This is a genomic window from Streptomyces sp. NPDC057854 (assembly GCF_042797055.1).
In the GTDB taxonomy this organism is placed as follows: domain Bacteria; phylum Actinomycetota; class Actinomycetes; order Streptomycetales; family Streptomycetaceae; genus Streptomyces.
Map to the genome: position 1 here is coordinate 160,938 of NZ_JBHVMF010000012.1, position 17,771 is coordinate 178,708.

A 17,771-nucleotide genomic window follows, 5' to 3' on the forward strand; every position below is an offset into this window, starting at 1 on the left:
CGCGCCCCGGACAGGGGGGCGCGGCGCGGAGCGGGCGGCCCGGCGGCGGCCAAGGGCCGGAGGACCGCCGCCGGGGGTCTTTCAGGAGGCGGGGTGGGTCAGCAGGCGCCCAGGTCCTTCCAGACGCCCCACTCGCCGGTCGTGCCCGGCTCCTGGTTCTGGGTCCACCACTGGGCCTTCCACTTGTGGCCCTTGTGGGAGACCTCGTTGCCCGCGTTGTAGACCGTGCCGGCCACGTACGCCGGGGCGGTGCAGCCGGTGGGCGGCGTCGTCGGCGGCGTGGTGGGCGGGGTGGTGCCGGTGCCCGGCTCCACGACCGTCGTGCCGCGCGCCAGGTCGCCGGCGAGGGCGTAGGTGGTGCCGTTGATGTTCACCGTCCAGTTGGAGGGGGTGGACACCGGCAGGTAGTAGTTGAACGAGAGGTCGATCGTGGCGCCCGGGGCGAGCGACTGCCAGGCCGGGAGCTTCAGGGAGACCCGGTGGAAGTCGCCCTTCAGGCCGCCCACGTTGGAGCCCGTGTGGTCGCTGCTGATGACCTTGGTGCCGAAGCCGGACTGGTCGGAGGCGTTGGCCGGGGCCGAGGTGCCGTAGTCGAACTGGAACTCGGTACCGCCGGGCAGCGTGGTGTTCGTCCGGTTGGTGATCTTCACCTTGGGCGTGATCGGGTAGTTCGAGTCGCCGAGCTTGAACTCGGTGAAGGCGGTCTCGATGTTCACGGCCTGGGTCGGCAGCGCCTTGTTGGACTTCTTGGCGCCGTACGGGGTGGCGGCCTTGAACTTGTCGTACATCAGCGAGGTGAGCGTGGAGCCCATCTCGTACTGGCCCTTGGTGGCGTTCCAGGCGTAGTCGCCGGCCATCTCCCAGACCATGGTGCCGCCGATGCCGCGGTCGACCACGTAGTCGGCCTTGGCGGCCACGGACTGCTCGTCCTCGGTGGAGAGGAAGACCTTCTTCTCGGCGTTCCACAGCCACGGCGCGACCAGGGTCGAGTCGTACTTGCGGGCGTAGGTGCCGGTCAGGGTGGTGTTCGCGGGGAAGCCGTACTTCGTGACGTAGTCGCCGACGATCCCCTTCTCCAGGTTCTTGGCGTGCCACATCGGGTTGGAGCCGGCGGGCGACTCCTTGCCCGCGGTGTCCTTGTCGTGCCACAGGTTGTCGATGCCGGTGGCGCCGTCGCCGCACTTGGTCAGGCCGGCGCCGGCCGGGCAGGTGGCCGCGGTGGCCTTGCCCCAGAGGCCGTCGGTGCCGCCCTGCACGTTCTTGTGGCCGCGGGTGTAGTAGGGCAGGCCGATGTTGATGCGGCCGGCCGGCATGGAGCCGCGGAAGTAGTGGTAGGCCCAGTCGGTGTTGAGGTAGCCGATGTTGCCGTACTGGGCGGAGCCGTAGACGTTGGCGGCGGCGAGCTCGCCGTCCTTGCCGTCGTCGAAGAGCGAGGCGTTCGGGCCGACGTACTCGTTCCAGGCGCCGTGCAGGTCGTACGACATGATGTTGACGTAGTCCAGGTACTTCTGGACCTGGAAGGTCTCCATGCCGCGCAGCAGGTAGCCGGAGGACGGGGCGGCGACGGTCAGCAGGTAGTGCCTGCCGTCGGCGGCGCCGGCCGCGTCGAGCTTCTCGCGCAGGGTCTTCATGAGGGCCGCGTAGCCCTGGACCAGGCCGGCGCGGCGCGCGTTGGCGAAGGTCCAGTCGAGCGGGTTGCCCGCGTCCTTCATGGTGGTCGGGTACTCGTAGTCGATGTCGACGCCGTTGAACCCGTACTTCCGGATGAAGTCGACCGCCGAGGTGGCGAAGGTGTCGATGCCGGCCTGGTTGACCGAGCCGTCGGCGTTGGTGGCCATCGAGTAGAAGCCGCCGGAGTTCACCCGGTCGCCGTTGTCGGCGAAGTAGCCGCCGGTCTCCGCCCAGCCGCCGACCGAGATCAGCGTCTTGACGTCGGGGTGCTGCTTCTTGAACTTGTTCAGCAGGTTGAAGTGGCCCTTGTAGGGGAGGGCCGGGTCCATCTCGGCGCCGGCCACGCCGGGCCAGGTCATGCCGGTGGCGGCGTTGTTCGGGCCGTCCGTGCCGACCGAGAGCTTGTTGTCGCCGCCGATGTGGCCGAAGGCGTAGTTGATGTGGGTGATCTTGTCCCACGGGATGTTGTTGGCGAGGTACGCGGGCTCGCCGTTCTTGCCGGTGCGCCAGCCCGTGAAGTAGCCGATGACGCGGCGCTGGTGGTCGGCGCCCATCTTCTCGCGGCCCTCGGTGTCGTAGACCGAGCAGTAGGGGACGTCGACGCCGGGCGTCTTGTACAGGCCGTCGGGGCGACAGGACTCGTTGTCGGCGGCGTACGAGACGCCGCCCGCGAGCGAGCTGAGCAGCAGGCCGGCGACGGCGGCGCCGGACGCGAGCAGCGACGCTCTCTTGGTCGTGGGGGACAGCACGATCAGGTCCTCCTCGGGGAGGGAGAAGAAACACGCAACGAACAAGGGGGTGGTACGTGTTGGGCCCGGGGCGTGCGCACACCGGCGGGCCGTTCCGCGGAGGTGACACGGACCTTAAGAGGACTAGACCAGTGCGTCAATAGGTCTGGACCAAAGAGGAATTCCGTGGGAGCGTGTGAGTCATCGCACAGGGCGCGCACGCATGGGCGTCGACAGGGCGTGGCACACTGGCCCTGTATCAGCAGCAGCGCACTCCGGGGTCGGTGTAATTCCGAACCGGCGGTATAGTCCGCGACCCGTCCGCAGCCAGCGGCCGGTTGACCAGGTGAGATTCCTGGACCGACGGTGAAAGTCCGGATGGGAGGCAGTGCGCGGCGGGCGACCCCTGACCGGGGTGTGCCGGCCGTACGTCCGCTGGTCGCCGCGGTTCCCCGCCGGCGCACCCGCGGTCCTCCGGCCGTACCGGCACACCCTGCGCGCAGCCGTCGTACCCGCTCTCTGTCGACATCGACAGGCCCCGGAGTCCGTGCCCGAAGAGGCAGGAGGACCCGGTGGCCCCGCAGGCCGACATCACCGCCATGCGTCAGGCGATCACGCTCGCCGCCCGCGGACTCGGCTCCACCAGCCCCAACCCCGTCGTCGGCTGCGTCCTCACCGACGCCACCGGCCACGTCGTCGGCGAAGGCTGGCACCAGCGCGCCGGAGGCCCCCACGCCGAGGTCCACGCCCTGCGCGCGGCCGGCGACCGCGCCCGCGGCGCCACCGCGTACGTCACCCTCGAACCCTGCAACCACACCGGCCGCACCGGCCCCTGCGCCCAGGCCCTGATCGACGCCGGCGTCACCCGCGTCGTCTACGCCGTCGCCGACCCGAACCCGCAGGCCACCGGCGGTGCCGACACCCTCCGCGCGGCCGGCGTCACCGTCGAGCGGGGCCTCCTGGAGACCGAGGCCGAGGCCGGCAACCTCGCCTGGCTCACCGCCGTCCGCACCGGCCGCCCCTTCGTCCGCTGGAAGTACGCCGCCACCCTCGACGGCCGCGTCGCCGCCGCCGACGGCACCTCCCGCTGGATCAGCTCCGCCGCCTCCCGCGCCGACGTCCACCGGCTGCGCGCCGAGGCCGACGCCGTCGTCGTCGGCGGCGGGACGCTCCGCACCGACGACCCCCACCTCGCCGTCCGCGGCGTCGAGGGCGCCGTCCAGCCGCTGCGGGTCGCCCTCGACACCCGCGCCGAGCTGCTGCCCACCGCCCGGATCCTCGACGACGCAGCCCCCACCCTGCTGGTCGTCGGCGAGGACGCCGACACCCGCCACCTGCCCGGCGTCGACCTGCTCCGGCTGCCGCTGCACGACGGCCGCGTCGGCGTGCCCGAGCTGCTCGCCGCGCTGTACGCGCGCGGCGTCCGCTCCGTCCTCCTCGAAGGCGGCCCCACCCTCGCGGGCGCCTTCCTCGCCGCGGGCGCCGTCGACCAGGTCGTCGGCTACCTCGCCCCCGTCCTCCTCGGCGCCGGCCCGCAGGCCCTCGCCGACGCCGGAATCACCACCCTCACCGAGGCGTTGCGGCTCGACATCACCGAGACCACGCCGATCGGACCCGACCTCCGCATCACCGCCACCCCCAAGGGAGCCTGACCGTGTTCACCGGAATCGTCGAAGAACTGGGCGAGGTCGTCGCCGTCGAGCGGCTGGAGGACGCCTCCCGCTTCCGGCTGCGCGGCCCCCTGGTCACGGAAGGCGCCCAGCACGGCGACTCCATCGCCGTCAACGGTGTCTGTCTCACGGTCGTCGAGCACGGCGACGGCGAGTTCACCGCCGACGTCATGGCCGAGACCCTGGAGCGGTCCAGCCTCGGCGTCCTGGAGCCCGGCTCCCGGGTCAACCTGGAGCGCCCCATGGCCGTCGGCGGCCGGCTCGGCGGACACATCGTCCAGGGCCACGTGGACGGCACCGGCACCGTCCTGGAGCGCACCCCGTCCGAGCACTGGGAGCTGGTCAAGGTCGGGCTGCCCGCCCCGCTCGCCCGCTACGTCGTCGAGAAGGGCTCCATCACCGTCGACGGCGTCAGCCTCACCGTCGTCGGCGTCGGCGACGACTGGTTCACCGTCAGCCTCATCCCCACCACCCTCGCCCTGACCACGCTCGGCCTCAAGCAGCCCGGCGCCCCGGTCAACCTCGAAGTGGACGTCATCGCCAAGTACGTCGAGCGGCTGCTCGGCAAGGACGGACAGGAGAACGTCAAGTGAACTGGCTCAACTCCGAGGCGTTCACCGTCCTCGACCAGCACATCATGTGGTCCGACATGATCGGCAACACCATCGGCCTCATCGCCCTGGCCCTCGGCTGGCGCCGCTCCATCCTCACCTGGCCCGCCCAGCTCCTCTCCGGCCTGATCCTCGTCGGCGCCTACGCCTCCGCCCACCTCGCCGGCGGCGTCGGCAAGCAGCTCCTCGTCATCGGCGTCGCCGCCTGGGGCTGGTGGCAGTGGAACCGCGGCAGGCAGCAGGCCCAGGACGGGTCCATCGCCGTCCGCTTCGCCACCTGGAAGGAGCGCGGCCTCCTCGCGGGCGGCGCCGTCCTCGGCACCCTCGCCGTCGGCGGGCTCTTCACCCTCTACCCGTCGCTCTCCTGGAGCCCGTGGGCCGACGCGTACATCTTCGTCGGCACCCTCGTCGCCATGATCGCCCAGGCCCGCGGCCTGGTCGAGTTCTGGTTCGCCTGGCTGCTCGTCGACCTCGTCGGCGTCCCGCTCGCCTTCAGCAGCGGCCTCGCCTTCTCCGGCCTGGTCTACGTCGTCTACTTCGCCCTGGTCCTGTGGGGCATGCGCGACTGGTGGCTCCGGTCCCGCACCCCCGCCCTGGAAGGAGCCCCCGCATGAACGCCTGGGACCCGGACGAGACCCTCGTCCTCGACCCCGTCGAGCAGGCGATCCGCGACATCGCCGCCGGCCGCCCCGTGGTCGTCGTCGACGACGAGGACCGCGAGAACGAGGGCGACCTCGTCATCGCCGCCGAGAAGGCCACCCCCGAGGTCGTCGCCTTCATGATGACCGAGTGCCGCGGCCTCATCTGCGCCCCCATGGAGCACGCCGAACTGGAGCGGCTCCGCCTCCCGCAGATGGTCGAGCACAACACCGAGTCGATGCGCACGGCCTTCACCGTCTCCGTCGACGCGGGCCCCGAGCACGGCGTCACCACCGGCATCTCCGCCGCCGACCGCGCCACCACCCTCCGGATGCTCGCGAGCGGCCGGCACGAGCCGTCCGACTTCGTCCGCCCCGGCCACATCTTCCCGCTCCGCGCCCGCGAGGGCGGCGTCCTCGCCCGCCCCGGCCACACCGAGGCCGCCGTCGACCTCGCCCGGCTCGCCGGACTCCGCCCGGCCGGCGCGATCGTCGAGATCGCCGGCGAGGACGGCGTGATGCTCCGGCTCCCCGAACTCGTACCCTTCGCCCGCAAGCACGGCCTGACGATCATCTCCATCGAGGACCTGATCGCCTACCGCCGCTCCGCCGAACCCACCGTCCGCCGCGAGGCCGAGGTCCGGCTCCCCACCGCCCACGGCGACTTCACCGCCTACGGCTACCGCTCCACCGTCGACGGCGTCGAGCACGTCGCCCTCGTCCACGGCGAGATCGGCGACGGCCAGTCCGTCCTCGTCCGGGTCCACTCCGAATGCCTCACCGGCGACGTCTTCCACTCGCTGCGCTGCGACTGCGGCCCCCAGCTCCAGGCGTCGATGGACCGCATCCAGGAGGCCGGCCGCGGCGTCGTCGTCTACCTCCGCGGCCACGAGGGGCGCGGCATCGGCCTGCTCTCCAAGCTGCGCGCGTACGAGCTCCAGGAGCGCGGCCGCGACACCCTCGACGCCAACCTCGAACTCGGCCTGCCCGCCGACGCCCGCGACTACGCGGCCGGCGCGCAGATCCTCGCCGACCTCGGCGTCCGCAGCCTCCGCCTGATGACCAACAACCCCGACAAGATCGACGCCCTCACCCGCCACGGCCTCGCCGTCGAGGGCCGCGAACCGATGCCCGTCACCGCCGGCGAGCACAACCTCGGCTACCTGCGCACCAAGCGCGACCGGATGGGCCACGACCTGCCCTGGCTGGACGGCTCCCCGGCCCCCACCTGCGGCAACCAGTAACCACACCCCCGTACGACCTGCAAGGAGAACCATGAGCGGCAAGGGCGCACCCGTCCTCAGCGTGAAGAACTGCGGCGACCTGCGGGTCGCGGTCGTCGCGGCCCAGTGGCACGAGAAGATCATGGACGGCCTGGTGGACGGCGCCCTGCGCGCCCTGGCCGAACTCGGCATCGACGAGCCCACCCTGCTCCGCGTCCCCGGCAGCTTCGAACTCCCCGTCGTGGCCAAGGTCCTCGCCGGGCGCGGCTACGATGCCGTCGTGGCGCTCGGCGTCGTCATCCGCGGCGGAACGCCGCACTTCGAGTACGTGTGCCAGGGCGTCACCCAGGGCCTCACCCAGGTCGCGGTCGACACCGGCGTACCCGTCGGATTCGGCGTCCTCACCGTCGACACCGAGGAGCAGGCGCTCGACCGGGCCGGCCTCGAAGGCTCCTCCGAGGACAAGGGCCACGAGGCGGTCACCGCCGCCGTCGCCACCGCCACCACGCTGCGCACCGTCAGCGAACCCTGGCGCTGAGGAGCGGACCCCCACCCCGTACTCTTAGGACCATCATGGCGAACGAAACCCGGAAGAGCTTCGAAGAGCTCTTCGACGAGCTGAAGCTCAAGGCCGAGACCGGCGACCCCGCCACCTCCCGCACCGCGGAACTGGTCGGCAAGGGCGTCCATGCCATCGGCAAGAAGGTCGTCGAGGAGGCCGCCGAGGTCTGGATGGCCGCCGAGTACGAGGGCAAGGAAGCCGCCGCCGAGGAGATCTCGCAGCTGCTGTACCACGTCCAGGTGATGATGGTCGCCCGCGGGATCTCCCTCGACGACGTCTACGCCCACCTCTGAGCACCCCCACCCCCCGCTCCCACCACTCCCAGGCAAAGGAAGCCCACCCCATGCTGCGCATCGCCGTCCCCAACAAGGGTTCCCTCTCCGGACCTGCGTCGGCCATGCTCCATGAGGCCGGCTACCGCCAGCGCAAGGAGTCCAAGGAGCTGGTGGTCATCGACCCCGAGAACGAGGTCGAGTTCTTCTACCTGCGGCCGAAGGACATCGCGATCTACGTGGCGTCCGGCAAGCTGGACATCGGCATCACCGGCCGTGACCTGCTGCTGGACTCCGGTGCCAGCGCCGAGGAGATCCTGGCCCTGAACTTCGGCCGCTCCACCTTCCGCTACGCCACCCGCCCGGGCACCGCCAAGGGCCCCGAGGACTTCGGCGGCATGACGATCGCCACCTCCTACGAGGGCATCGTCGCCAAGCACCTCGCCGACCAGGGCATCGACGCCTCCGTCGTCCACCTGGACGGCGCCGTCGAGACCGCGATCCAGCTCGGCGTCGCCGAGATCATCGCCGACGTCGTCGAGACCGGCACCAGCCTGCGCAACGCCGGCCTGGAGGTCATCGGCGAGCCGATCCTCCGGTCCGAGGCGGTCGTCGTCCGCCGACACGGCGCCGACACCGACCACCCGCAGGTCCAGCAGTTCCTGCGCCGCCTCCAGGGCGTCCTGGTGGCCCGCAGCTACGTGATGATGGACTACGACTGCCGCGCCGAGCACCTGGAGCAGGCCGTCGCCCTCACCCCGGGCCTGGAGTCGCCGACCATCTCCCCGCTGCACAACGAGGGCTGGGTCGCCGTCCGCGCGATGGTCCCCGCCAAGGACGCGCAGCGGATCATGGACGACCTGTACGAGATCGGCGCCCGCGCGATCCTCACCACCGCGATCCACGCCTGCCGTCTCTGACCCCCTGCCGCACCGTTCCAGGCACCGAGGTACCCCCATGTCCGAGCAGCCCACGCCCGCCCTCCCGGTCACCTTCCGGCCGGGCCGCACCCGCGCCGTCCTGCTGACCGTGGGGATCGCCATGTTCGCGGCGATCACCGCCGTGGCGCTGATGCTGGAACGGCTCGGACCGGGGGAGCGGGCCAGCTTCGTCTTCACCGCCGCGCTCTTCCTCGGCGTGCTGGTGCTGCTGAGCCGCCCCAAGGTCGTCGCCGACGACGAGGGCGTCACGGTCGTCAACATCACCCGCACCCGGCGCCTCGCCTGGGCGGAGATCCTCCGCGTCAACCTCCGTCCCGGCGACCCCTGGGTCTTCCTGGACCTCAGCGACGGCACCAGCCTGCCCGCCCTCGGCATCCAGCCCGGGATCGCCAAGGAAGCCGCCATCCGCGACGCCCGCGCCCTGCGCGCCCTCGCCGACTCCCACGGCACCGGCACCGAGACGGCCTGACCCCCCGCGCCGGGACCGGCCCCGCGCGCCGGGGGCGCCCCCGGCTCCGCGTCCGGGACGACCCCCGCACGGGCGTCAGGGGAGACCCCCGTCCGTCCCCCATCCGGGGCGTCCCCCCTGCCACGGGGGGCGTTCGCGTGACTACTCTTGAGGCGGTGGCGCCCGGTGCGCCACCGCCTCGCGTCGTACCGGAACGCCCCCGCCGGCGGCCGGGCGAGGCCACCCTTCGACCCGAGGAGTGACTCCCTCCGGCAATGGACGGATCGTCCGGTAGTACCCGCGCCGCCCTCTCCCCCGAGGCGGCGGCATGATCGTCTCCCTGCTGCTCCTGCTGGCAGCCTTCCTCCTGATCCTCGCCAACGGCTTCTTCGTCGCCGCCGAGTTCGGTCTCGTGACCGTCGAGCGCGCGGAGGCCGAGCGGGCCGCGGCCGCCGGCGACCGGCGCGCCCGCACCGTCGTCTCGGCGCTGCGCGAGCTGTCCTTCCAGCTCTCCGGCACCCAGCTCGGCATCACCCTTACCTCGCTCGTCGTCGGCATGCTCGCCGAGCCCGCGCTCGCCGGACTGCTCGCCCCGCCGCTGACCGCCCTCGGGCTCCCCGCGGGCGCCGCCTCCGGCGTCGCCGTGGTGACCGGCATGCTGCTCGCCTCGGCGGTGCAGATGGTCGTCGGCGAACTCGTCCCCAAGAACTGGGCGGTCTCCCGGCCGCTCCAGGTCGCCCGCTTCGTCGCCGCCCCGCAGCGCCGCTTCTCGGCCGTGTTCCGGCCGGTGATCGCCCTGCTCAACCGGGTGGCGAACGGACTCGTCCGCGCCTTCGGCGTCGAGCCCACCGACGAGCTGGACTCGGTCCGCACCCCCGGCGAGCTGGAATCGCTCGCCCGGCACTCGGCCCGGGCCGGCGCCCTCGAACAGGACACCGCCGACCTCTTCGTACGGACCCTGTCCCTCGCCGGCCTCACCGCAGAGCAGGTCATGACCCCGCGCGTGAAGGTCAGCGCCCTCCAGTGGGACGCCACCGCCGCCGACGTCCTCAACCTGACCCGTGCCACCGGCCTCTCGCGCTTCCCCGTCTACCGGGACCGCATCGACGAGGTCGTCGGCATGGTCCACCTCAAGGACGCGCTCGCCGTCGCCCCCGACGCCCGCCCGCGCACCTCCGTCGGCCGGATCGCCGTCCCGCCGCTGCTGGTCCCCGAGACGCTGCCCGTGCAGGCTCTCCTGGAGCGGCTGCGCCGCGAGCAGCCGATCGCCGTCGTCGTCGACGAGTACGGCGGCACGGCCGGCGTGGTCACCCTGGAGGACATCGTCGAGGAGCTCGTCGGCGAGGTCCGCGACGAGCACGACACCGCGGCCGACGCCCGCCCCGAGCTGGCCGCCGCACCCGCCGAGGACGGCCGCCCCGCCTGGGAGGCCGACGGCTCCTGCCGGGTCCACACCCTGCGCCGGATAGGTCTCGACGTGCCGGACGGCCCGTACGAGACCGTCGCCGGGCTCGTCGCCGACCTCCTCGGCCGGATCCCCGCCCCCGGCGACCGGGCCGAACTGCCCGGCTGGCGGCTCTCGGTCCGCCGCGTCGACCGGTTCCGGGCCGAACGGGTCCGGATCGTGCGCACCGCCCCGGTGCCGATGGCGGAGGCGGTCCGGTGAGCAGCACCCTGCAACTCCTCCTCGCCGTCCTCCTCGTCCTGGCCAACGGCTTCTTCGTCGGCGCCGAGTTCGCGCTCGTCTCCGTCCGCCGCAGCCAGATCGAGCCGCTCGGCGGCGCCCGCGCCGCCCAGGTGCTGTACGGCCTGGAGAACCTGCCGCGGATGATGGCCGCCGCGCAGTTCGGCATCACCGTCTGCTCGCTCACGCTGGGCGCGGTCGCCGAACCGACCGTCGCCCACCTCCTGGAGCCGGCCTTCCACGCCGCCGGCGTCCCCGCCGGCCTGATCCACCCGCTCGGCTACGTGATCGCCCTCGCCGCGGTCGTCTTCCTCCACCTCGTCATCGGCGAGATGGTCCCGAAGAACCTCGCGATGGCCGCGCCCGAACGGACCGCCCTCTGGCTCGCCCCGGCCCTGGTGGGCTTCGCCCGGCTCTGCCGGCCCGTGACGACAGCCCTGGGCGCCTGCTCGCGGCTGGTGCTGCGGGCCTTCCGGGTCGAGCCCAAGGACGAGATCGAGGCCGTCTTCACCAGCGCCCAGCTCGGCCGCCTCGTCGAGGACGCCGGGCAGGCCGGGCTCCTCGACCCGGCCGCGCAGGAGCGCCTGGAGGACGCCCTGGAGCTGGGCAGCCGCCCGGTCACCGACGTCCTCATCCCCGCGGCCTCGCTGGTCACCGTCCCGCCGTCGGTCACCCCCCGCCAGATCGAGGAGCTGACCGTGCGCACCGGCTACTCGCGCTTCCCGGTCCGCGCCGAAGGCCGGCGCCCGGGCGTCTTCCTGGGCTTCGTGCACGTGAAGGACGTCCTGGACCTGGAGGAGCGGGAGCGGGCGGTGCCGCACCAGCTGTGGCGCCCGATGGCGACGCTCCGGGCCGAGCTGCCGCTCGACGACGCCCTCACCGTGATGCGCAGGGCGGCGACCCACCTGGCGCAGGTCGCGGACGCCTCCGGGCGGATCCTCGGCCTGGTGGCCCTGGAGGACGTCCTGGAGATGCTGGTGGGCGAGGTCCGCGACCCCGCGCACCGGCTGACGCCCGCCCCGGCGCCGGCGCCGGCGCGCTAGGAAGCGCCGCCCGGGTCAGAACGGGGGTTCCTGCTGGGGGCCGCGGTCCGCCGGACCGCGGCCCGACAGCACCTCCCCGTACGCCTGCATCAGGTCGGCGAGCCGCAGCGTGGCCAGGTCCTCGCGGGTCAGCGTGCCGGAGTAGCCGGAGAGCCGCAGGTCGCGGTAGGCGCAGGACTTCTCGTACAGGGTGCGCAGGAAACGCCCGTTGCCCAGTTCGTCGATCCAGCCCTGCTCGACCACGTGGGCGTTGATCGAGCGCAGCTCCTCCAGCGCCTCCTCGTCCCAGCCGTCGCCGTTCGCCGCGGCCAGCACCTCGCCGATCGCGGTCAGTTCGGCCGGCCGGTACGACGGGAAGTCGACCCGGGTGGTGAAGCGGGAGGACAGCCCGGGGTTGGCGGCGAGCAGCCGGTCCATGCCCTCCGGGTAGCCGGCGAGGATCACGACGAGGTGGTCGCGGTTGTCCTCGGCCCGCTTCAGCAGCACCTGGAGGGCTTCGTCGCCGTAGGCGTCGCCCTTGCTGTAGCCCGAGTTGGAGAGCGCGTACGCCTCGTCGACGAACAGCACCCCGCCGACCGCGGAGTCGATCAGCTCGTTCGCCTTCACCGCCGTCTGGCCCAGGAACTCGCCGACGAGGTCGGCCCGTTGGGCTTCGACCAGGTGGTCGCCGCCGAGCAGGCCGAGCGCGTAGAAGACCCGCCCCAGGATCCGGGCCACCGTCGTCTTCCCGGTGCCGGACGGCCCGGAGAAGACGAAGTGCCGCTTCGGCGGCTGCACCGGCAGCCCCTGCCCGGCCCGCAGCCGGGCCATCTCCAGCTGCGCCGAGAGCGCCTTGACCTGCCGCTTCACCGGATCGAGCCCGACCATGCCCTCCAGTTCGGCCAGGGCCTCGGCGAGCAGCACCGGGTCGGTGGGTCCGGCCGGGAAGCGCGGCGGCCCGGCCTGGGCGGGCACCGGCGAGCTGTGCCGTACGACCTCCGGCGGCGCGGCCGGCACGGGGTCGGGGGAGCGGCGCGGCCCGTCGCCGCCGGAAGCGCCCGGAACGCCCGGAGCCCCCGGAGTGCCCGGGGCCCCGATCTCGGGCTCCGTCCCGGCGGCGGTGTCCGTGCCGTCCTGGCCGGGGCCGGCACCCGCCGTGCCCAGGACGACGGCGGCGAGACCGGCCTGGTCGTCCATGCCGTCGAGCCCGTCGAAGCCGTCGTACTCGGCGATGGCGGCGAGCCGGGCGGCGGTGTCCATGAACGCCGGGTCGACGCGGTGCACCGCCCGGTAGAGGGGCAGCGCGGCGGCGCTGCGGCCGGTGCCCTCGTGCGCCCGGGCCAGCCAGTAGCGCAGCTCCTTCCGCTGCGGCTGCTCGCTGCGGCAGCGCATCAGGGCCGCCGAGAGCAGCGGCTCGGCCTGCCCGTACATCTCCAGCCGGACCCGGGCCATGCCGCCGAAGAGACCCGCCTCGATGCCGAGCAGCGGGTCGTCGACGAGCGGTTCGGTGTGCCGGACCAGCTGCTCCCAGTCCTTGACCAGATAGGCGCGGCAGGCGTGCAGGAACCGGACCTGGGGGTCGGTGTCGACCGGCGGCAGTTCGGCGAGGGCGCGGTCCAGTTCCGGCACGTGCCGCCCGTCGAGCCAGTGGGAGGCGTGCGCGAGCAGCAGGTCGCGCGGGCTTTCGAGCACCGGCTGCACCCACCAGCCCAGCCAGTACCAGGAGTTGAGGGTGCGTCGGTGCCGGGTGCGCTGTTCGCCGAAGCGCTCGCGGTTGCGGTACATGCGCAGCAGCGCGGCCGTCGTGTCGACCCGGAGCGCGTGCAGCCCCAGCCAGGCGTCCGCCATGCCGGGATCGATCCGGACGGCCGCCCGGAACTCCTCCTCGGCCTGCGGGTAGGCGCCCATCGTGTAGGCGTCCACTCCGCGCAGCCAGGCGAGTTCGGCGGGGGCCTGCGCGCCCTGCGTGCCGATGTCCATCGGGTCCCCCACAACCGTCGGCGTATGGACGGGATTTGACCGCACCTGCGGGCATCGTACCTGCGCAGGGGTGGTGCGCTTAAGGAGAAGCGCAAGATCCGGAAGCGGTGACCCTGGGTGAGCGCGGGGCCGGGACGCGGGTCCAGAGGGGCCGCGGAAGGGCAGAACGAAGCCCCCGATCACGGGGGAACAACCGGGGGCTTCGTGTCTGCGGCGGCTGTCGAAAAGCCGCACATTGAGAACGTAAGACCTGCACGCCCCCGGGGTCAAGCGCCCTCGGGGGACTTGCGGAAGCGGAGTTCCACAGGCTCAGTCCATCGCCATCACGCCGTCACGGTGGGTGATGGCGGGGGTCGGGGTCGTCGTCACAGCGGGCCCGGGAAGCCAGTCGTACCCCTCGGTCCGCTCCCGTACCAGCGTGTCGGCGAAGGGCCGCGACGGGTCTTCGGCGAAATGGCGAGTCTCCGCCACCACCCAGCCGTCCCAGAACGCGGCCTGTTCCGGCCCGTCCCGGCGCCGGCCCCGCTCCCAGGAGGCTCCGGCGGGCCGCTCCATCCACAGCAGCCACGCCAGGTGGGGGCGCAGCTCCCGCCGCCCGGCTCCCACGCCCTCCACCAGCACCACCGGCGCCGGCGGCAGCGCGCGGGCGGGGCCGAAGCGCCGGAGATTCCAGTCGTACGGGTGATAGCGCGCGGTCGTGCCGCGCGACAGCGGCTCCAGGACCTGCTCGCGGAGCCGGCCGGTCCAGGAAAACAGCTCCTCGTGGGTGGCGAGGTCGTCGAGGCGCAGCACGGGGGCGCCGCCGAGCGCGGCGGCGAGCCGGCCGGCGAGGGTGGACTTGCCGGAGCCCGCGTGGCCGTCGACCGCGACCAGCCGGACGGGTCCGAGCGAGGGCGGCAGCCGGCGCAGCGCGCGGGCCGCGCGGTCGAGGTCGTCCATGCCGCCCAGGGTAGGTCAGGGGTGCCCGTCCAGGTCAGGGCGGTGTCGCCGTCAGTGGTCCATACCCATGACGGGGGAGGCGACGCGGGCCGAAGTGCTGGCGGACGTCCGGCCGAGCCGGGATAGTGGGCCCGCGCAGCCCGCCCGATCGCCGTTCCGTCCTCGACTGGGGGTCCTCGCCATGCCCGGATCAGCCTCACGCCGGACCGTCCTCGCCGCGGCGCTCGCGGCCGCCGCCGGCACGGCCGCGGCCGGAGCCGCACCCGCCTCGGCCTCCGAACCCGGCGGTACGGAGGAGGGGGCCGGCCCGTCGGCCTCCGCGACCGTCGCCAACCGCTTCTGGTCGACGTACACCGACTGGCGGTCCGGGGACGCCGAGGGCACCCGGGCCGTCGCCGGGTACCGCCCGGGCCTGGTCCTGGACGCCCCCGTGGGCCGTACCGACTACACCGACCCGCACACCGGCCGCACCTCCGCCTGGGAGTACGCCCGCTGGACCTCGCCCGCGCACACCCCGGCGGTGCCCGCGACCGAGGTGATCGCCTCCTGGAATGCCCGCACGCCGGCCGGCACCTGGCTGCAGGTGGAGCTCTCCGGCACGTACGGGGACGGGACCGGGACGCCGTGGTTCGTGATGGGCCGCTGGGCCTCGGGCGACGGCGACATCAAGCGCACCTCGGTCGACGACCAGACGGACGGCCGGAGCACCGTCTGGACGGACACCTTCGCGGTGGACGATCCGGCGAGCGGCATCCGGCTCGTCGCGTACCGCCTCCGGCTGACCCTCTACCGCCGTCCGGGCACGTCGCTCACGCCCACGGTGTGGCGGGTCGGCGCGATGGCGTCGGACGTCCCGGACCGGTTCACGGTCCCGGCCTCCGTGCCCGGCCTCGCCCGCGAACTGGCGGTGCCCCGCTACTCGCAGAACACCCACATCGGCCAGTACCCCGAATACGACAACGGCGGCGAGGCGTGGTGCAGTCCGACCTCCTCGCAGATGATCGTCGAGTACTGGGGCCGCGGCCCGTCCGCCGACGACCTGGCCTGGGTGAATCCGGACTTCGCCGACCCGCAGGTCTGCCACGCGGCCCGCTTCACCTACGACCACCAGTACTCCGGCTGCGGGAACTGGCCCTTCAACGCCGCCTACGCGGCCTCGTACCCCGACCTGAACGCGGTGGTGACCCGGCTCCGCTCGCTCACCGACCTGGAGACCCTGATCTGGGCCGGCATCCCGGCCATCACCTCCCAGTCCTTCCGCGCGGAGGAGCTGACCGGCGCCGGGTACGGCACCTCCGGCCACCTCATGACGGTGATCGGCTTCACCGCCGACGGCGACGTGATCGCCAACGACCCGGCCTCTCCGACCAACGAGGCCGTTCGCCGGGTCTACCGGCGCCGCGAGTGGGAGAACGTCTGGCTGCGGACGAAGCGGTACAACGCGAGCGGGAAAGTGGTGTCGGGCACAGGAGGGGTCTGCTACCTGTACTTCCCCGACCGGCCGACTCCCGCGCAGCGCAAGGCACTTGGGGCCGTCGGGGTGCTCTGAGCGGGCCCCGGGGCGGGCGGGGGTGTGAGGGACGTCTCTGGCCGGGTGCCGGGCGCGTGCCTCATCGTGGTGGCCATGAGCGCCACCACCACCTCCGCCGGCCGTCTCCTCACGCGCACCCGCACGGGCGGCCCCCAGGACGACCGCGGTCCCGAGCTGCTGGAGCACGTCCTCGGCTGGACCCTCGTCGTCCTTCTCGCCGTCCTCGTCACCCGCGCGGGTCTCATGTGACCCGGCGGGCGGTCAGCGTCCCCGCACCGGCGCGACCAGGGTGCCGCTGACCCGCACGGTCCGGTCGGCCCAGACGGGCCCCGCGGCGAGCCGGGCCCACTCGGCGTCCCGGTGCCCGGGCACCGTCCGCCCCTGGCTGGCCCAGAGCGCGTGCAGCGCCTGGTAGATCGGCGGGTCTGGGTGGACCTGCACGGGCACCGGCGCGGGCAGCGGAGCCGGTACGGGAGCGGGCGCCGCGACCAGCGTGGGCACCGGCGCGGCGGGCGCCGGCACGGCCGCCGGAGCGGGGGTGTCCCCGGGCGCCGGCGGAGGGCCGTCGGGGGCCGGGGCGGGCGCGGCCGTCCCGCCCGGAATCCGGTGCGGAACCGATTCTTCACCGCGCGGTTCGGTCTGCCGATGCCGACCGACTCCGCTGGATGGGGAGTACAGCGTGGTCATGCCCGGACCAACGCACCCCGCCCCCGCCGGGTCACCGCCGGACGGATTCGGGCGCCAGTTCGCCCCTTACCCGGCGCCCGGCGGTCGCGCGCCGGCGCGCGACCGCCAACCCCGGACCGGGACTCAGGCCGCGCGGCGCAGCTGCGCCGCGCGGATCGGCCGCGAGCCCGGGCCGCCGATGTGCGAGAACGGCTGCGTCCGCCAGTCCAGACCCTGCGGCAGCGTCAGCAGCAGCGCGGTGTCCTGCTCCTGGACGCCCGCCTCCTCGTCGGCGGAGTCGGCCTCGGCGGCGGGCCGTCCGGTGCCCGGGCAGACCGTGAGCGTGAAGGGGTTCCAGGGGGACGGGCACAGCGCGTGCTCGGGCAGCGCGTCCTCGTCCGCCAGCAGGGCGATCGGCTGATCGCACTCCGGGCAGATCACCCGGAACATCTCGAACGTGTCGTACGCGTCGAACTCATCGGACGTGTCGACGGAATCAACGGGCTCCAGCATGGAGAACTCCCCCTCGGACAGGTCGGCCGGTACTGTGCGGCCGGGACCACAGCAAGCCCTTCCCATGCGGGCGTCCGCATAACCGTGCGCGGGCCGCCGAGCACCGGCCAGGCCTGTGGCGTTCGTCACATGCCGGTCGCAGGTGCCCCGCGGCGGCCGATAGCGGTGCATACGGCCCGCACCCGGCTGGGCCCGGGACCCTTCGGCGCAATAGGGTCGGCGCATGGAGGAGCTGGATCGTCAGATCGTGGAGTTGCTCGTCAAGGACGGGCGCATGAGCTACACCGACCTGGGCAAGGCCACCGGCCTGTCCACGTCGGCCGTGCATCAGCGCGTCCGCCGGCTGGAGCAGCGCGGTGTCATCCGGGGCTATGCCGCCGTCGTCGACCCCGAGGCGGTGGGTCTGCCGCTGACGGCCTTCATCTCGGTCAAACCCTTCGACCCCAGCGCCCCCGACGACACCCCCGACCGGCTCGCCGACATCCCCGAGATCGAGGCGTGCCACAGCGTCGCCGGTGACGAGAACTACATCCTCAAGGTCCGTGTGGCCACACCGCTGGAGCTGGAGCACCTGCTCAGCCGCATCCGCTCCCAGGCGCACGTCTCCAGCCGCACCACCGTCGTCCTGTCCACCCCGTACGAAGCCAGGCCGCCGCGCATTTAGCCTGGTCG

General features: G+C 73.1%; 18 protein-coding genes and 1 riboswitch. Of the genes, 13 read left to right on the top strand and 5 right to left on the bottom strand.

What is annotated here, in order from left to right; translation table 11 throughout:
- Nucleotides 1-98: 98 nt before the first annotated feature.
- Nucleotides 99-2,420 (bottom strand): chitinase C-terminal domain-containing protein, encoded by a 2,322-nt coding sequence (locus ACFVQZ_RS19295; protein WP_383624136.1) that lies wholly within the window; start codon nucleotides 2,418-2,420, stop codon nucleotides 99-101.
- 245 nt (nucleotides 2,421-2,665) lie between these two features.
- Nucleotides 2,666-2,795: riboswitch (FMN riboswitch) on the top strand.
- Between the two features lie 176 nt (nucleotides 2,796-2,971).
- Here ACFVQZ_RS19295 and ribD point away from each other — a divergent pair.
- The 10 genes from ribD to ACFVQZ_RS19345 all read left to right on the top strand — a co-directional run bounded on the left by ribD (nucleotide 2,972) and on the right by ACFVQZ_RS19345 (nucleotide 11,491).
- A complete protein-coding gene (ribD, locus tag ACFVQZ_RS19300; protein WP_383624139.1) occupies nucleotides 2,972-4,051 on the top strand; it encodes a bifunctional diaminohydroxyphosphoribosylaminopyrimidine deaminase/5-amino-6-(5-phosphoribosylamino)uracil reductase RibD in 1,080 nt (359 codons plus the stop codon).
- Nucleotides 4,052-4,053: 2 nt separating this feature from the next.
- Nucleotides 4,054-4,662, top strand: coding sequence for a riboflavin synthase (locus tag ACFVQZ_RS19305; RefSeq protein WP_383624141.1), 609 nt, complete (start codon nucleotides 4,054-4,056; stop codon nucleotides 4,660-4,662).
- 44 nt (nucleotides 4,663-4,706) lie between these two features.
- Nucleotides 4,707-5,294 (top strand): nicotinamide mononucleotide transporter family protein, encoded by a 588-nt coding sequence (locus ACFVQZ_RS19310; RefSeq protein WP_051787633.1) that lies wholly within the window; start codon nucleotides 4,707-4,709, stop codon nucleotides 5,292-5,294.
- A complete protein-coding gene (locus tag ACFVQZ_RS19315) occupies nucleotides 5,291-6,562 on the top strand; it encodes a bifunctional 3,4-dihydroxy-2-butanone-4-phosphate synthase/GTP cyclohydrolase II (RefSeq protein WP_030493646.1) in 1,272 nt (423 codons plus the stop codon). The genes ACFVQZ_RS19310 and ACFVQZ_RS19315 overlap by 4 nt, the downstream gene beginning before the upstream one ends.
- 31 nt (nucleotides 6,563-6,593) lie before the next feature.
- Nucleotides 6,594-7,079 (top strand): 6,7-dimethyl-8-ribityllumazine synthase, encoded by a 486-nt coding sequence (gene ribH / locus ACFVQZ_RS19320; protein WP_030493647.1) that lies wholly within the window; start codon nucleotides 6,594-6,596, stop codon nucleotides 7,077-7,079.
- Nucleotides 7,080-7,114: 35 nt separating this feature from the next.
- Nucleotides 7,115-7,396, top strand: coding sequence for a phosphoribosyl-ATP diphosphatase (locus ACFVQZ_RS19325; protein ID WP_030493648.1), 282 nt, complete (start codon nucleotides 7,115-7,117; stop codon nucleotides 7,394-7,396).
- 50 nt (nucleotides 7,397-7,446) lie between these two features.
- On the top strand, nucleotides 7,447-8,295 hold the full coding sequence (gene hisG / locus ACFVQZ_RS19330) for an ATP phosphoribosyltransferase (protein WP_030493649.1): 849 nt from the start codon (nucleotides 7,447-7,449) through the stop codon (nucleotides 8,293-8,295).
- Nucleotides 8,296-8,332: 37 nt separating this feature from the next.
- Entirely contained in the window at nucleotides 8,333-8,785 is a 453-nt protein-coding gene (locus ACFVQZ_RS19335; protein ID WP_383624146.1) for a PH domain-containing protein, read from the top strand.
- Nucleotides 8,786-9,092: 307 nt separating this feature from the next.
- Nucleotides 9,093-10,430, top strand: a complete 1,338-nt coding sequence (locus ACFVQZ_RS19340) for a hemolysin family protein (RefSeq protein WP_030493651.1) — start codon at nucleotides 9,093-9,095, stop codon at nucleotides 10,428-10,430.
- Complete coding sequence (locus tag ACFVQZ_RS19345) at nucleotides 10,427-11,491, top strand: hemolysin family protein (RefSeq protein ID WP_383624149.1); 1,065 nt, start codon at nucleotides 10,427-10,429, stop codon at nucleotides 11,489-11,491. The genes ACFVQZ_RS19340 and ACFVQZ_RS19345 overlap by 4 nt, the downstream gene beginning before the upstream one ends.
- Nucleotides 11,492-11,506: 15 nt before the next feature.
- On the opposite strand, the gene ACFVQZ_RS19350 is transcribed toward ACFVQZ_RS19345, so the two are convergent.
- Together ACFVQZ_RS19350 and ACFVQZ_RS19355 are read right to left on the bottom strand one after the other, a co-directional pair.
- The gene (locus ACFVQZ_RS19350) at nucleotides 11,507-13,450 is read right to left on the bottom strand and encodes an AAA family ATPase (protein ID WP_383624151.1); all 1,944 of its coding nucleotides are present in this window, start codon (nucleotides 13,448-13,450) and stop codon (nucleotides 11,507-11,509) included.
- A gap of 309 nt (nucleotides 13,451-13,759) precedes the next feature.
- Nucleotides 13,760-14,389: a uridine kinase gene (locus ACFVQZ_RS19355; RefSeq protein ID WP_383624154.1), complete on the bottom strand. Its 630-nt coding sequence runs from the start codon at nucleotides 14,387-14,389 to the stop codon at nucleotides 13,760-13,762.
- Nucleotides 14,390-14,570: 181 nt separating this feature from the next.
- Here ACFVQZ_RS19355 and ACFVQZ_RS19360 point away from each other — a divergent pair, with 181 nt between their 5' ends.
- Both ACFVQZ_RS19360 and ACFVQZ_RS19365 read left to right on the top strand, forming a co-directional pair.
- The gene (locus ACFVQZ_RS19360; protein ID WP_383624156.1) at nucleotides 14,571-15,938 is read left to right on the top strand and encodes a peptidase C39 family protein; all 1,368 of its coding nucleotides are present in this window, start codon (nucleotides 14,571-14,573) and stop codon (nucleotides 15,936-15,938) included.
- 75 nt (nucleotides 15,939-16,013) lie between these two features.
- On the top strand, nucleotides 16,014-16,169 hold the full coding sequence (locus ACFVQZ_RS19365; RefSeq protein WP_107645403.1) for an SCO1431 family membrane protein: 156 nt from the start codon (nucleotides 16,014-16,016) through the stop codon (nucleotides 16,167-16,169).
- A 12-nt stretch (nucleotides 16,170-16,181) separates the two neighbouring features.
- Here ACFVQZ_RS19365 and ACFVQZ_RS19370 read toward each other — a convergent pair whose 3' ends face one another.
- Both ACFVQZ_RS19370 and ACFVQZ_RS19375 read right to left on the bottom strand, forming a co-directional pair.
- Nucleotides 16,182-16,442: a hypothetical protein gene (locus ACFVQZ_RS19370; protein WP_383624159.1), complete on the bottom strand. Its 261-nt coding sequence runs from the start codon at nucleotides 16,440-16,442 to the stop codon at nucleotides 16,182-16,184.
- A gap of 288 nt (nucleotides 16,443-16,730) precedes the next feature.
- Entirely contained in the window at nucleotides 16,731-17,099 is a 369-nt protein-coding gene (locus ACFVQZ_RS19375; protein ID WP_383624162.1) for a hypothetical protein, read from the bottom strand.
- Between the two features lie 223 nt (nucleotides 17,100-17,322).
- On the opposite strand from ACFVQZ_RS19375, the gene ACFVQZ_RS19380 reads away from it, so the two are divergent.
- Nucleotides 17,323-17,763, top strand: a complete 441-nt coding sequence (locus ACFVQZ_RS19380) for an Lrp/AsnC family transcriptional regulator (RefSeq protein ID WP_030493658.1) — start codon at nucleotides 17,323-17,325, stop codon at nucleotides 17,761-17,763.
- The last annotated feature ends 8 nt before the right edge of the window (nucleotides 17,764-17,771 follow it).